This window comes from Thermopolyspora flexuosa, from assembly GCF_006716785.1.
In the GTDB taxonomy this organism is placed as follows: Bacteria; Actinomycetota; Actinomycetes; order Streptosporangiales; family Streptosporangiaceae; genus Thermopolyspora; species Thermopolyspora flexuosa.
On the sequence record NZ_VFPQ01000001.1, the window covers coordinates 2,941,846 to 2,956,451 of the forward strand.

The 14,606-nt window shown below is 71.3% G+C and carries 11 protein-coding genes; 9 read left to right on the top strand and 2 right to left on the bottom strand.

Going from position 1 to position 14,606, the window contains the following annotated elements; genetic code table 11:
* Positions 1-320 precede the first annotated feature (320 nt).
* Together FHX40_RS12430 and FHX40_RS12435 are read left to right on the top strand one after the other, a co-directional pair.
* Entirely contained in the window at positions 321-1,904 is a 1,584-nt protein-coding gene (locus FHX40_RS12430; protein WP_142259753.1) for a TROVE domain-containing protein, read from the top strand.
* Positions 1,905-2,502: 598 nt separating this feature from the next.
* Complete coding sequence (locus tag FHX40_RS12435) at positions 2,503-3,321, top strand: hypothetical protein (RefSeq protein WP_142259754.1); 819 nt, start codon at positions 2,503-2,505, stop codon at positions 3,319-3,321.
* Between the two features lie 106 nt (positions 3,322-3,427).
* On the opposite strand, the gene FHX40_RS12440 is transcribed toward FHX40_RS12435, so the two are convergent.
* Together FHX40_RS12440 and FHX40_RS12445 are read right to left on the bottom strand one after the other, a co-directional pair.
* Entirely contained in the window at positions 3,428-4,639 is a 1,212-nt protein-coding gene (locus tag FHX40_RS12440; RefSeq protein WP_229788251.1) for a DUF6716 putative glycosyltransferase, read from the bottom strand.
* A gap of 11 nt (positions 4,640-4,650) precedes the next feature.
* A complete protein-coding gene (locus FHX40_RS12445; RefSeq protein ID WP_229788253.1) occupies positions 4,651-5,691 on the bottom strand; it encodes a hypothetical protein in 1,041 nt (346 codons plus the stop codon).
* Positions 5,692-6,065: 374 nt separating this feature from the next.
* Between FHX40_RS12445 and FHX40_RS12450 the strand changes: the two genes are divergently transcribed.
* The 7 genes from FHX40_RS12450 (at position 6,066) to FHX40_RS12480 (ending at position 14,553) form a co-directional block, all read left to right on the top strand.
* Positions 6,066-7,403, top strand: coding sequence for an ABC transporter substrate-binding protein (locus tag FHX40_RS12450; RefSeq protein ID WP_142259756.1), 1,338 nt, complete (start codon positions 6,066-6,068; stop codon positions 7,401-7,403).
* A 96-nt stretch (positions 7,404-7,499) separates the two neighbouring features.
* A complete protein-coding gene (locus tag FHX40_RS12455; protein ID WP_142259757.1) occupies positions 7,500-8,501 on the top strand; it encodes a carbohydrate ABC transporter permease in 1,002 nt (333 codons plus the stop codon).
* 74 nt (positions 8,502-8,575) lie between these two features.
* Positions 8,576-9,397: a carbohydrate ABC transporter permease gene (locus tag FHX40_RS12460; protein ID WP_142261748.1), complete on the top strand. Its 822-nt coding sequence runs from the start codon at positions 8,576-8,578 to the stop codon at positions 9,395-9,397.
* The gene (locus tag FHX40_RS12465) at positions 9,394-10,830 is read left to right on the top strand and encodes a GH1 family beta-glucosidase (protein WP_142259758.1); all 1,437 of its coding nucleotides are present in this window, start codon (positions 9,394-9,396) and stop codon (positions 10,828-10,830) included. The genes FHX40_RS12460 and FHX40_RS12465 overlap by 4 nt, the downstream gene beginning before the upstream one ends.
* 26 nt (positions 10,831-10,856) lie before the next feature.
* A complete protein-coding gene (locus FHX40_RS12470; protein WP_142259759.1) occupies positions 10,857-11,882 on the top strand; it encodes a LacI family DNA-binding transcriptional regulator in 1,026 nt (341 codons plus the stop codon).
* A 153-nt stretch (positions 11,883-12,035) separates the two neighbouring features.
* Positions 12,036-13,373, top strand: coding sequence for a GH1 family beta-glucosidase (locus FHX40_RS12475; RefSeq protein WP_211350246.1), 1,338 nt, complete (start codon positions 12,036-12,038; stop codon positions 13,371-13,373).
* A gap of 283 nt (positions 13,374-13,656) precedes the next feature.
* Positions 13,657-14,553: an aldose 1-epimerase family protein gene (locus FHX40_RS12480; protein ID WP_229788254.1), complete on the top strand. Its 897-nt coding sequence runs from the start codon at positions 13,657-13,659 to the stop codon at positions 14,551-14,553.
* The last annotated feature ends 53 nt before the right edge of the window (positions 14,554-14,606 follow it).

The window sequence follows — 14,606 nt, forward strand, 5'->3', positions numbered from 1 at the left end:
GTTGACGACGACTCGAAACCTCGCCCCGAGGCGCGGCGGCGAACGGAATCATCGGGTCACGTATTCGAATCCCGGTCCACCGGCGGTTCGGACGGTGCCCGAGAAAAACGCCGTTCGCACGCCCCGGACTCGGGACGGGAAATGAGCATGGCACCTCCCGGTGCGAAGACCGCGGTTACTTCGTGGTTCGACTCCGCGCAGGCCCGCCCATGGGCCTGGGCCCGTTGGGGGCGTAACCGCGGTCGGCCCGATCTCGGGAGGGACCACCGCCCTCCCTGCCATGTCACCGGCGACGACCAGCGGAAAGGAGGGCTTCAGCGATGGCAAAGTTCAACAAGGTCGGCACCAAGGCGTCCGTGTCCAGCCCGGTCCGGACCGAGCGGGTCCCGTCCGGCCGCACGCACGAGGGCGCGCCCGGGTACGCGCGTGACGCCAAGAGCGAGCTCTTCCTGCTGGCCGTGTCGAACATGGTCGGGGAGGACACCTTCTACGAGCGGGCGCACCACCGCGACGCGCGGTTCCGCGACCTGGTCCACCAAGTGGCGGTGGAGGACGTGGAGTGGCTCGCCGGGTTCCTGCCGTGGCTGCGCACCGAGGCGAACATGCGCTCCGCGCCGATCGTCGCCGCGCTCGAGGCGGTCGCGGCCCGGCTCGCGCTCGGGCTGCACGGCGGCAACCGGCGGCTCGTGGCGAGCGTGCTGCAGCGGGCCGACGAGCCGGGCGAGGCGCTGGCGTACTGGACGGCGAACCACGGCCGTGCCGTACCCAAGCCGGTGAAGCGGGGCATCGCGGACGCGGTGCGCCGCCTGTACAACGAGCGTTCGCTGCTCAAGTACGACGGTGACACGCGCGCCTTCCGGTTCGCCGACGTGATCGAGCTGACCCACCCGGCGCCGGCTCCGGACAAGCCGTGGCAGGGTGACCTGTTCGCGCACGCCCTCGACCGGCGCCACGAGCGGGACAAGCCGATCCCGCGGTCGCTGCGCGTGCTGCGGGAGCGGGCCGAGCTGATGGCGCTGCCGGTGGCCGAGCGCCGCGCCGCCCTCGCCGACGTGGACCGCCTGGCCCGGGCCGGCATCACCTGGGAGGCGCTCGCCGGCTGGCTGCAGGGACCGCTCGACGCCGAGGCGTGGTGCGCGGTGATCCCGTCGATGGGGTACATGGCGCTGCTGCGCAACCTGCGGAACTTCGACCAGGCGGGCGTCCCGGACGAGGTGGCCGAGCGGGTCGCGGCGAAGCTCGCCGACCCCGGCGAGGTGGCGCGCTCCCGGCAGCTGCCGTTCCGGTTCCTCACCGCCTACCGCAACGCGCCGTCGCTGCGGTGGGGGCACGCGCTGGACCGGGCGCTGCGGCTGGCGACCGGCAACATCCCGGCGTTCGGCGGGCGCACGCTGGTGCTGGTGGACACCTCGGCGTCGATGTCCTGCGGCGCGGTGTCGGCGCGCTCGTCGGTGCGGCCGGTGGAGGCCGCGGCGCTGTTCGGCGTCGCCCTCGCCGCCCGGGGCGCGAACGTGGACCTGTACGGCTTCGCCGACGACGTGTTCGAGCACGGGGTGGTGCGCGGCGGCTCGGTGCTCAAGCAGGTCGACGAGTTCTGCAGGCGCATCGGCGAGGTCGGCCACGGCACGCGGATCGCCGACGCGCTGCGGCGGACCTACCGCGGCCACGACCGCGTCGTGGTCTTCACCGACATGCAGACCATGACCGGCCACCACGGCCTGGAGGTCACCGACGCGGTCCCGGCGCACGTGCCGCTGTACGGCTTCAACCTGGTCGGCTACAAGCACGCGATGATGCCGACCGGCGCGCGCAACCGGCACGAGATCGGCGGCTTCTCCGACGCGACGTTCCGCCTGATCCCCCTGCTGGAGGCGGGCGAGAACGCGCGGTGGCCGTGGCTGTGACGCGCGCCCGCCCCGGGTGCGCGCCGGATCGGCGGGCCGCCTGAGGTAGCGCCCTCACAAGGAGCGCCCCTCCCCCGGACACCGGGGGAGGGGCGCACCCATGTCCGCCGGGCGGGAGGCATCGAAACGCCCGGGGCCCGCGCCGGTACGGCGGCGCGTATGGAAAGGCCCACCACCCGATATCGGACCGTGCCCGTTCCGTGTCCGCTTCATGTCCGTCCCGTGGCTGATTCGTGGTAATTCCGATCCGGCCTCCGGCACGCGAACGGAAGCCGTGACAAAAGTCACTTGTCCCGGCGTACCCGGCATCCCGCCACGCCGCCCCGCCACCGCCCGGATGCTCCCCTTCGCGGCGGCCGCCGGCAGCCCGCCGTACCCCCGCTGACCTGGTATTCTCCGCCTGCCCGCAAGCGGAGACCCGACGACCGCCGGCCGTCCGGCCACCTGCTACCATGACCGCCGTGCCGTCCGATCATATCCGCGCAATTCGCGAATACGGTCCGGACGCAGATAACGCGACGCAGCACGCGGTCGCCGGTCAAATTCCTGACACGCGGCTTACGCGGGGTAAATCAGGTAGGCGAACTCAATAAATAAAATGGAGGCCGGTGTGAGCCAGACGATGGCGGAAGGAACACCGAGAACCCGCGCCCAGATCAAGGAGCGCACCCTTCGCACCGACCGGTGGTGGCGAAGCCCCCTGGTGGTATTCCTGGCCCTGACGCTCTGGCTCCTGTACGGCCTGGTCAGGACCAGCTCGCAGAAGTACTACTTCGTGGAGGGGTACGGCTACCTGACCCCGTTCTCCTCCCCGTGCGTGAGCGCGTCCTGCGTGCCGGGCGCCCGCCACTTCGGCACCTGGCTGCCCGAGTTCCCGCCGCTGCTCCCCTACGGCATCCTCGCGCTCGGCTTCCTGCTCGGCTTCCGGCTCACCTGCTACTACTACCGCCGGGCCTACTACCGGGCCTTCTGGCTCTCCCCGCCCGCCTGCGCCGTCCGCGAGCCGCACGGCAAGTACACGGGCGAGACCCGGTTCCCGCTCATCATGCAGAACCTGCACCGCTACTTCTTCTACGCGGCGGTGGTCATCTCGATCGTCAACACCTACGACGCCGTCGTCGCGTTCTTCGGTGACAACGGGTTCCAGATGGGGCTGGGCAACCTGATCCTGCTCGGCAACGTCGTCCTGCTGTGGTGCTACACCCTGTCGTGCCACTCCTGCCGGCACATCACCGGCGGCCGGCTCAACTCGTTCTCCCGGCACCCGGTCCGCTACCGGATCTGGACCTTCATCTCCCGGCTCAACGCCCGGCACATGGAGCTCGCCTGGATCACCCTGGGCACGCTGCTCATCACCGACCTCTACATCGCCCTGCTGTCCGCCGGCGTGATCAGCGACCTGCGGTTCATCAACTGACCTCCCGCCCTTCCCGGGCACACGAAACGGGGCGGCACCGGAACCCGGTGCCGCCCCCGCTTGTGTCCGCGGTTCTCCTACCGCCCGCGACGGGCGGGCGCGGCTCTCAGCGCAGCGCCCCGAGGTACCGGCGCATGCGGCGCCTGGCCCGGTAGCCCGCCCGCAGCACCCGCGGCGGCACCTCGAGGCGCAGCCGGGCACGGCGCCGGGCGGCCGCGTGCGCCGGGCCGTCGAGCAGCGAGCGGGCCGGCACGAGGCGCCCGGTCCGGGCCTGCGCCACCAGGGCGGCCATCCGGGCGACCGCGTCGCAGGCGGACGGGTCGTGGAAGTAGTTCGCCCGGCACCAGCCCGCGTCCGGGGTGCGGAAGCGCGCGTCGACGAGGTCGTCGAGCGTGCCGAGGCAACCGCTGCCCTCGAACACCACGTTGATCATCTCCGCGCTGACCCCGAAGTCGGACAGCACGAGCAGCGGGACCTCGTGCCGGATCGCCTCCAGCGCCGCGGTGGAGCTGACCGTGACGAACCCGGCCGCGGCGGCGAGGTGCTCGTGCATCGGGCCCGCGGCGAAGGTGAGCAGGCCGTCGCGGACGCGGCCCGCGGCGACCAGCGACCGCCACAGCCGCTCGTACGGGTGGCGCTCGTTGTGGGTCTGCCGCTCCCCCGCCCGCGCCCGCAGCTTGACCACCACCTCCAGGTCGGGCCGCCGCTGCGCGAGCTCGGCGAGCGCGAGCAGGATGCGCTCGCGCTCCTCCCGCCGCCGCGGCACCTTCGCCTGGGTCGCGAAGATCACCTTGTTGCGCGGGCCGGCCACCTCGCCCCCGGCCGCGCCGTCCGGCCGCGGCGGCGGGTCGAGGTACGGCAGGCGGGCGAGCGCGACTGCGCCGCGCGCGCCGAGCTCGGCGCCGATCCGGGTGAACTCCGCCACCTCCCGCCCGCTGTGCACGATGAACAGGTCACACCCGCTGCGGTACAGCCAGGCCTTCTCGGTGGCGGGGATCGAGATGCCGGGCAGGCCGGTGACGAACACCGGCCGCGGCACCAGGTCGCCGAGCACCTCGGCGACGAGCACGTCCACCACCGGGCCGGTGCACGCGGCGAGCACGATGTCCGGCCGCATCCGCCCCGCCGTACGGCGCAGCGCCCGGGCGGGCAGCACCGGCGGCGCCTCCGGCGTGCGGGTGCCGCTCACCGCGGCGCGGATCTGGTCGGGTGACGGCGCGATCGGCGTGCGGACCACGGTGAGCCGGGTGGTCCAGCCGGCGGGCAGCGTGTCGAGCAGACCGGCGGCCCACTTGAGGTAGGAGTCCGAGTCGGCCACGGCCAAGACCTTCAATCGGTGACCCCCGGGTGGTGTCGGGTGAACATCTGCAGGTGGGAGCGGAGGTCGGGGGTGGCGAGCGGGGTCCACCAGTCGCCGGGCACCTCGACCGCGTCCACCCGGACGCCGCGCGGGGCGAGCAGCACGCGCAGCGACGTGACCGCGGTGGACGGCAGGCTCAGCACCCGCTGGCCGGGCGCGAGGGCGCGCAGGGTCATCTCGACCGGGGCGCCCGCCGGGCGCAGCGCGATCCCGGGCAGGTCGCCGATCCGGGCCAGGTCGGCGGGCTCCTCGCGACGGTGCGGGTAGTACGCGATCGGTTCCCGTTCGCCGAGCCGCGCCAGCCAGTCGAGATACCGGTCGCGGCGCACCAGGCCGTTGCGCACCAGCGAGGTGCCGAGCACGACGGTGCGCTCGGGCGGCGGCGGGTGCTCGACGGGCTGGGCGCGCAGCCAGCCGAAGTCGTGGGTGCGGATGGTCGCGCCCCGGTCGGCGGCGGCCTGGCGCAGGCGCTCGGGCACCGGGAGGGCGGTGAACACGGTGAGCCGCCCGGCCCGCGCCGCGGCGCGCAGCCGGGCCGCCGCAGCCCGGCCCAGCGTGCGCCGGGCGAGGCCGGCCCGGGCGCGGGCGCGCAGCAGCGGCGGGCGGTGGTCCGCGACGAGCAGCTCGAGCAGGTGCACGGTGGCGAGCCCGTCGTCGACGAGCACGACGTGGCCGGGCGCGCCGGTGAGCCAGGTGACCTGGACGCGTCCGGAGAACGCGTCGCCGAACACCCAGGTGGCGCCGCGGCGCGGGCGGGGCATGCGGCCGTCGGCGGTGGCGAGCTCGAGGCCGTCGGGCAGGTCGAGCCGCCGCAGCTCGGCCCGGGTACGGCGGAGCGCGGCGAGCCCGGCCCGGCAGACCACCCGGGTGCCGGGGCCGACCAGCCCGGCGTGCCGCGCCTCGACCACGCACAGCAGTTGCAGCGGGGACTCCGCCCAGGCGACGGCGGGCCGTTCCTCACGTACGTGGCGCGGTCCGCCGTCCGCCACGCCGGTCACCGAAACGTTCACGACCGGCTCACCGTAACCCGGGGTGCTGACGGCAGCCGGAACGGCGGATGAACGGGCGGTCAAGCGTTACTCTCGGCCATGTTTTGACCTCCTGGGGTGGGAGCGCTCCCAAACATCCGTTTGCGCCCTTTGATGCTGTTTGCAGCTGATTGTCCGCCTTATGAGCGCGCACGGTAACAGTTCTGTTTCGGCGTATTGACGCAGCCATTGCTCATCCGCAACCCTTCGTGGGAGCGCTCCCAAGGAGCCCACGACCTCCGAGGGAGCGCATCACGCCGGCCGTGTGTTCGGGGGCCCGGCCTGCACTTCGACTTGCAATCCCAGGAGTCAGCACCCCTGACCACCACCTCGGAACCACCTGAGAGGGGTTCGGAATGAAGCACACCTGGCGCCGCGGCAGGTTCCTCGCCGTGGCCGCGGTCACCACGGCCGCCCTGGCACTGTCGGCGGCTTGCGGTTCCGGCGACTCCGGCAGCGGGGGCACCGCCTCGGGCGAGCCCGCCGAGAAGGTCACCATCACCGTCCAGACCTTCGGCGGCGGCAAGAACTTCGGGTACGACGAGGCCATCGCCAAGTGGAACCGCGAGAACCCGAACATCCAGATCAAGCACGTCAACCTGACCGACCAGTTCGAGCAGGTCTACTGGCCGCAGATGATCCAGTGGCTCCAGGCCGGGAACGGTGCCGGTGACGTGATCGGCATCGACGAGGGTGGCATGGGCCTGGCGAAGGCCCACCCCGAGTGGTGGGTCGACCTCGGCGAGTACGGCCTCGACAAGCGCAAGTCGGACTACGCCGAGTGGAAGTGGCAGAACGGCATCGACAGCTCCGGCAAGCTGTTCGCCCTCGGCACCGACGTCGGCGGCATGAGCATCTGCTACCGGCGCGACCTGTTCGAGAAGGCCGGCCTGCCCACCGACCGCGAGGAGGTCAGCAAGCTCTGGCCCACCTGGGACGACTTCCTCGAGGTCGGCAAGAAGTTCAAGGAGAAGGTCAAGGACGCCGCCTTCGTCGACGGCACCAACACCATCTACAACGTGGTGCTGGTGCAGGAGGCCGCCAAGAACGGCAACGTCACCTACTTCGACACCAGCAACAACCTCATCGTCGACAAGAACCCGGCGGTGAAGACCGCGTTCGACTACGCGGTGAAGCTCAGCCAGGAGGGCCTGACCGCCAAGCTCCGCAACTTCAGCGAGGAGTGGAACACCGGCTTCAAGAAGTCGCAGTTCGCCACCCTCGGCTGCCCGTCCTGGATGCTCGGCGTGGTGAGCGGCAACGCCGGTGACGAGCTGAAGGGCAAGTGGGACGTCGCGGCGGTGCCCGGCGGCGGCGGCAACTGGGGCGGCTCCTGGCTGGCGGTGCCGAAGCAGACCAAGCACCCCAAGGAGGCCGCGATGGTGGCCGACTACCTGACCGGCAAGGAAGCCCAGGTCAGCGTGTTCAACTACGCCGGCAACATGCCGAGCAACACGCAGGCCCAGCAGGACCCGGCGGTCCAGGGCGCGAAGGACGAGTACTTCAACGACGCCCCCAAGGGTGAGATCTTCGCCAAGTCCGCCGCCGAGCTGCAGCCCGTCTTCCTCGGTGTGAAGCACACCCAGGTGAAGAACGCGGTCGAGCAGGTGATCTCCGCCGTCGACGACGGCTCGGTGCCCGCCGACCAGGCCTGGCAGAAGCTCGTGGACGACGCCACGAAGGCCGCGGGCTGATCCCCGCTCCTCCTGGCGCGTCTTTCCGAACAGGTCCGGCCCGCCATCGGGCACCCCGGTGGCGGGCCGGGACCTGCCTCTCGCGAAAGGTAAACCATGAGCCTGCACACCGACTACTCCGGGCCGTACGCCCAGGCCCATTCCGGGCCGCAGGTCGTCCCCCCGTCTCCGCGAGGCTCCCGGAACGACTCCCCCGGTGCCGTCCGGCGCCTGCTCTCCTGGCTCGACCTGAAGGCGTCCCCCTACCTGCTCGTCTCGCCGTACTTCCTGCTGTTCGCCGTCTTCGGCCTGTTCCCGCTCGCCTTCACCCTCTACTACTCGCTCTTCGACTACGAGCTCACCGGCGAGCAGGAGTGGGTCGGCCTCGGCAACTACACCGAGCTGCTCGCCGACGACCAGTTCTGGAAGGTCGTCGTCAACACGCTCGCGATGTTCGTCATCGCGACCGTGCCGCAGCTGCTGCTCGCGCTCATGCTCGCCAACGCGCTGAACAAGCGGTTCCGGGGCCAGCTGTTCGTGCGCATGGGCGTGCTGCTGCCGCTCGTCACCTCGGTGGTCGCGGTCTCCGTCGTCTTCACCCAGCTCTACGGCCGCGACTGGGGCATGGTCAACTGGATTCTGAGCTGGTTCGGCATCGACCCCATCGACTGGAAGGCCGAGCGCATCCCCTCGTGGCTGGCGATCTCGACGATGGTCGACTGGCGGTGGACCGGCTACAACGCGATCATCTTCCTCGCCGGCATGCAGACCATCCCGCGTGACCTGTACGAGGCCGCGGAGATCGACGGCGCCTCCAAGCGCCGCCAGTTCTGGCAGATCACCATCCCCATGCTCCGGCCCACGATCATCTTCGTGGTGCTCAACTCCACCATCGGCGGTCTCACCCTGTTCGCCGAGCCGGTGATGTTCTACGGCGGCCGCATCCAGGGCGGCTCGGACAACCAGTTCCAGACGGTCGCGATGTTCATCGTGGAGAAGGGCTTCAACAACTTCGAGTACGGCTACGCGTCCGCGGCCGCCTGGCTCCTCTTCCTGATGATCCTCGTCGGATCCGCCATCAACTTCATGCTCATCCGCCGGATCGGGGGTCGCAAGTGACGACGCTGACCGTGCGCCGGAACGGCTCCGGCGCGAGAAGAAAGCAGACCCACCGCGGCGGAGCGGGCTCGCGGATGTGGGACGCGACCCTGCTCACCAAGGTGATGCTGGCCTTCACGATCATCCTGTCGGCCTTCCCGATCTACTACATGATCGTGATCGCCACCCGCACCAACTCGGACGCGGTGGACGTGCCCCCGCCGCTGCTGCCCGGTGGCAACCTCGGGGAGAACATCGTGCGCGTCCTCAACGACCCGGACGCGCAGTTCGTCACCGGACTCACCAACTCGGCGATCGTGGCCGTCTCGGTCACGGTGTCCGTGGTGATCATCTCCACGATGGCCGGCTTCGCCTTCGCCCGGCTGCGGTTCCGCGGCAACCGGGTGCTGCTGCTCGCCGTGCTGCTCACCATGATGGTCCCCATCCAGCAGATGGGCGTGGTGCCGCTCTACCGCGTCATGGTCGAGCTGGAGTGGACCGGGCAGCTCAAGGCGGTCATCCTGCCGTACCTGCTCAACGCGTTCGGCGTGTTCCTCATGACCCAGTACACCGAGCAGGCGGTGCCCGGTGAGCTGGTCGAGGCGGCCCGGGTGGACGGCGCCTCCACCCTGCGCATCTGGTGGAACATCGTGTTGCCCGCGGTACGGCCCGGCATGGCGGTGCTCGGCATCAACACGTTCATGATCACCTGGAACGACTTCATGTGGCCGCTGATCGTCCTGGCGGGCAACCCCACGGTCCAGGTCGCGATCCGCAACCTCAACGCCCAGCACTCGACCGACTACGTGATGATCTTCACCGGAACCACGTTGTCGGTCCTGCCGCTCATCATCGTATTCCTCGTCTTCGGCCGTCAGATCATCGGCGGCCTCATGGAAGGTGCGGTCAAAGCGTGACAACGCAGGAAGCACATCCCAAGACCGGTGTCACCGAGCTGAAGTTCCCGGCCGGCTTCGTCTGGGGCGCCGCAACCTCGGCGTACCAGATCGAGGGCGCCACCGCGACCGACGGCCGGGGACCCTCGATCTGGGACACCTTCGTCCGCCAGCCGGGCCGGGTGGTGAACGGCGACACCGCCGACGTGGCGGTCGACCACTACCACCGCTACCGGGACGACGTGCGGCTCATGGCCGACCTCGGCCTCACCGCGTACCGGTTCTCGGTCTCCTGGCCGCGGATCCAGCCGGCCGGCCACGGCCCGGTCAACCAGGCGGGACTCGACTTCTACCGGCGGCTCGTGGACGAGCTGCTCGAGAAGGGCATCGAGCCGTGGATCACGCTCTACCACTGGGACCTCCCGCAGCCCCTGGAGGACGCGGGCGGCTGGCCGGAGCGTGACACCGCCCAGCGGTTCGCCGACTTCGCCGCGCTCGTGCACGACGCGCTCGGCGACCGGGTCCGCAACTTCAGCACCGTGAACGAGCCGTGGTGCGCGGCGTTCCTCGGGTACGCCTCGGGCGAGCACGCCCCCGGCCGGCGCGAGCCCGCGGCCGCCGTACGGGCCGCCCACCACCTGCTGCTCGGGCACGGGCTCGCGGTGCAGGCGATCCGCGCGCAGAACCCGAACACCCGGATCGGCGGGTGCGTGAACCTGTACGCGATCTCCCCGGCCTCCGACAGCGAGGCGGACCTGGACGCGGCCCGGCGCATCGACGGGCTGCAGAACCGGTTCTTCCTCGACGCGATGCTCAAGGGCGAGTACCCCGCCGACGTGCTGGAGGACCTGCGCTCGGTGTGCGAGCCGGACCACATCCGGCCGGGCGACCTCGAGACGATCGCCACGCCGTTCGACCTGCTGCTGATCAACTACTACAGCCGGTTCACGGTGTCGGGTGTGTCGGGAGGCGCCGCCTCGGCCTCGGCCGCGCCCACCGGGGCCGGTTCGCCGTGGGTGGGCAGCGAGCACGTCTCGTTCGTCAACGGCGGCCGCCCGGTGACCGCGATGGGCTGGGAGATCGACACCGACGGCCTGCTGGAGATCCTGCTGCGGCTGGTCAAGGAGTACCCGCCCATCCCGCTCGTCATCTCGGAGAACGGCGCGGCGTTCGACGACGTGGTGACCGGCGACGGCGCGGTGCATGATTCCGAGCGGCTTGCTTTCATCGCCTCGCACCTGCGCGCCTGCCACGAGGCGATCTCCAAGGGCGTGCCGCTCAAGGGGTATTTTGCCTGGTCCCTGCTGGACAACTTCGAGTGGGCCTGGGGGTACGGCAAGCGGTTCGGACTGGTCTACGTCGACTACGAGACCCAGGAGCGGATCCTCAAGGACAGCGCCCTGTGGTATGCCGAAACCATCCGGCGTAACGGTTTGTCACTTCCGGCAGAATAGGTCACACGACAAGGAGGGGCAGGGTCTTGGCCAACGGGCAGCGCCGCCCGGGTCAGCGGCCGACGCTTGAGGCGGTCGCGGCCCGAGCCGGGGTCGGACGCGGCACGGTTTCGCGGGTGATCAACGGCTCGCCGAAGGTGAGCGAGCGTGCTCGCGCCGCGGTGCTGCGGGCCATCGAGGAACTCGGCTACGTTCCCAACCGTGCGGCGCGTACCTTGGTCACACGGCGAACCGACACGGTCGCGCTCGTGGTCTCCGAATCCGAGCAGCGGGTCTTCGACGAACCGTACTTCGCGGGGGTGATCCGCGGCATCGGCTCGGCGCTGTCCGAGACCGGGCTGCAGCTCATCCTCGCCATGGCACAGACGCGCGAGGAGCACGCCCGGCTCGAGCAGTACCTCACCGGACAGCACGTCGACGGGGTGATGCTGATCTCGCTGCACGGCGCCGACCCGCTGCCCGGCAGGCTGGAGGAGATGGGCGTGCCCACCGTGGTCGGTGGCCGGCCCGTCGGCATCACCCCCTACAGCTACGTGGACATGGACAACCGGGCGGGTGCCCGGCAGGCGGTCAAGTACCTGATCGGCAAGGGGCGCAGGCGCATCGCCACCATCGCCGGACCGCAGGACATGGGCGTGGGCGTGGACCGGCTCGCCGGTTACCGCGACGCGCTGATCGCCACCGGGGTGCCCGAGTGCGTCGCCTTCGGCGACTTCTCCCAGGAGAGCGGCGCGCGGGCGATGCGTGAGCTGCTCGCCAGGGATCCGGACATCGACGCGGTGTTCGCGGCGTCCGATCCCATGGCGATGGGCGCGATGCACGTGCTCAAGGAGTACGGCAGGCGCATCCCCGACGACGTGGCGGTGATAGGGTTCGACGACTCCAGCGCGAGCCGCCTCTACAGCGACCCGCCGCTCACCACGGTCCACCAGCCCACCGAGGAGATGGGACGGCAGATGGCGCACCTGCTGGTCGCCCGGATCAACGGCGAACCGCTGGAGCAGCCGGTCGTCATACTGGACACCCATCTGGTCATCCGCGGCTCGGCCTGACGCCGCGCCACCAGGTCGACGCCCACGGGGGTGCACGGGGGCGGGAGCGCTCTCACGATGTGGGAGCGCTCCCAACGCACCCCGTTGCGGTGGGCACAGCGCCTTGAGTCCCGGCAGCGCCCGCCGGCGATCCCCCAACCCGCAGGAGTCACCGTGAACGCAACCCACCGGTTCCCGCCCGGCATCATCCTCGGGGCCGCCACCTCGGCGTACCAGATCGAGGGCGCGGTCGACGCCGACGGGCGCGGCCCGTCGGTCTGGGACACCTTCGCCGCGACCCCCGGCAAGGTCGCCGGCGGGGACACCGGCGAGCCGGGCGCCGACCACTACCGCCGCTGGGCCGAGGACGTCGAGCTGATGGCCGAGCTCGGCCTGCAGAGCTACCGGTTCTCCATCGCCTGGCCGCGCATCCGGCCGGACGGCACCGGGCCGGTCAACCGCAAGGGGCTCGACTTCTACCGGCGGCTCGTCGACGGGCTGCGCGAGCGCGGCATCCGGCCGATGGCCACCCTGTTCCACTGGGACCTGCCGCAGGCCCTGCAGGACAAGGGCGGCTGGGAGAACCGGGACGTGGCGTCCTGGTTCGCCGACTACGCGCAGATCATGTTCGACGCGCTCGACGTGGCGGACTGGATCACCGTCAACGAGCCAAAGACCGTGGTGGACGCCGGGTACCGGCACGGCATCCACGCGCCCGGGTACCGCGACGACGCCCGGGCGTATGTCGCGCTGCACCACCTGCTGCTCGCGCACGGGCTCGCGGTGCGCGCGCTGCGCGCCTCGGGCGGGGACCGCCGGATCGGCCCGGCGCTCAACCTGAGCCCGGTCTACCCGGCGGCCGACGGCCCGGAGGCGGAGTCCGCGGCCCAGGCCGACGCGGTACGGCACGCCGACGGCCTGGAGAACCGGCTCTACCTCGACCCGATCCTCACCGGCCGCTACCCGGAGGACGCGCTGCGCTGGATCGCCGGGCGCAGCCCGATGCCGGAGCGCATCGCGGACGGCGACCTGGAGATCATCTCCGCGCCGATCGACATGCTCGGCGTGCAGTACTACTCGCCGCTGTACGTCACCGCCGACGGCGAGCGCGCCTTCCGGCACCCGCGGTCCCAGGCGTGGTGGCAGGAGATCCACCCCGAGGGCCTGTACGACCTGCTGCGCCGGCTGGCCCGGGACTACGGGAACGTCCCGCTGGTCATCACCGAGAACGGCATGCCCGCCGCCGACGAGGTGGACGCGGACGGCGCGGTGCACGACCCGTACCGGGTGGCGTTCCTGCGCGACCACCTCGACGCGGTACGGCGGGCGGTCGCCGACGGGGTGCGCGTGGTCGGCTACCACGTCTGGTCGCTGCTCGACAACTTCGAGTGGGCCGAGGGGTACCGGGAGCGGTGGGGCATCGTCTACGTCGACTACCCCACCCAGCGCCGGATCCCGAAGGACAGCGCGCTCTGGTACCGGGACCTGATCCGCGACCGGGTCCTCGGCTAGGCCGCTCCGAGCCGGGGGCGTCGCCGGTGACCCCCTTCCCCCCGTCCCGGCGGCGCCCCCTTTCCATGCGCATGCCGTGCCGCCGGGCACCGTTTGGCGGACCGGTTGAGAGATGTCAGGATCCAGGTATGCGGAAGGCCGACCGAAAGGTTGACGCGCCCGGCGCGGCTCCCTAGCGTATACGATCATGGGAGCGCTCCCACCTCGCGGGAGCGCAGCGCTCCGCCCGTCCCGTCGACGCCCTCCCGGCCGTGGCATGCGGCCGGCCGACGAAAGGATCCTGGTGAGCTCCGGTTCCCTCCGTTGCGGTGACCTGCACGCCGAGATCAGCACGCGTGGCGGCGCCCTGCGGGTGCTGCGCGCGGGCGAGCGCGACCTCGTCGTCTCCTGGCCCGAGGACGGCCCGATCCCGTTCTACAGCGGCACCCTGCTCGCGCCGTGGCCGAACCGGGTCGCCGACGCCGTCTACACCTTCGCCGGGGAGCGGTTCGAGCTGCCGGTCACCGAGCCCGAGCGCGGGCACGCGCTGCACGGGCTGGTGGCGGAGGCGCCCTGGGAGATCGCCGAGCCGCCCGCCGAGGGCGACGGCCAGGCGTCGGTACGGCTCACGCACACGATCGAGCCCACCCCGGGCTACCCGTTCCGGCTCGCGCTCGCCGTGCTGTACACGCTCACGCCGGACGGGCTCACCACCACGCTCACCGCGCAGAACGTCGGCGACCGCCCCGCCCCGTACGGCTGCGGCCCGCACCCGTGGCTGCTCGCGGGCGACGGGCCGCTCACCGGCTGGGAGCTGGAGCTGCCGGCGGACCGGGTGCTGCTCGTCGACGAGCGGCTGGTGCCGCGCGAGCTGACCGACGTGACCGGCACGCCGTACGACTTCCGCCGGGCGCACGCGATCGGCGACACCGCGATCGACCACGCGTTCACCGGGCTCGCCGCGGACGCCGAGGGACTGGCCCGGGTACGGCTGCGCGGCCCGGCCGGCGGCGTGGAGATCAACTGGGATCCGCGGGTGCTGCCGTGGGTCCAGGTGTGCACCGGCACCGGGCTCGGCCACCGCGGGCTCGCCGTGGAGCCGATGACCTGCCCGCCCGACGCGTTCAACTCGGGCACCGACGTCATCGTGCTCCAGCCCGGCGAGAAGCACGAGGCGAGCTGGACGATCGTGCCCTTCTGATCCTTTCGGTGTCCCGGCAAACCGGTGGTGAGGGAATATCCACAAGCGCATGA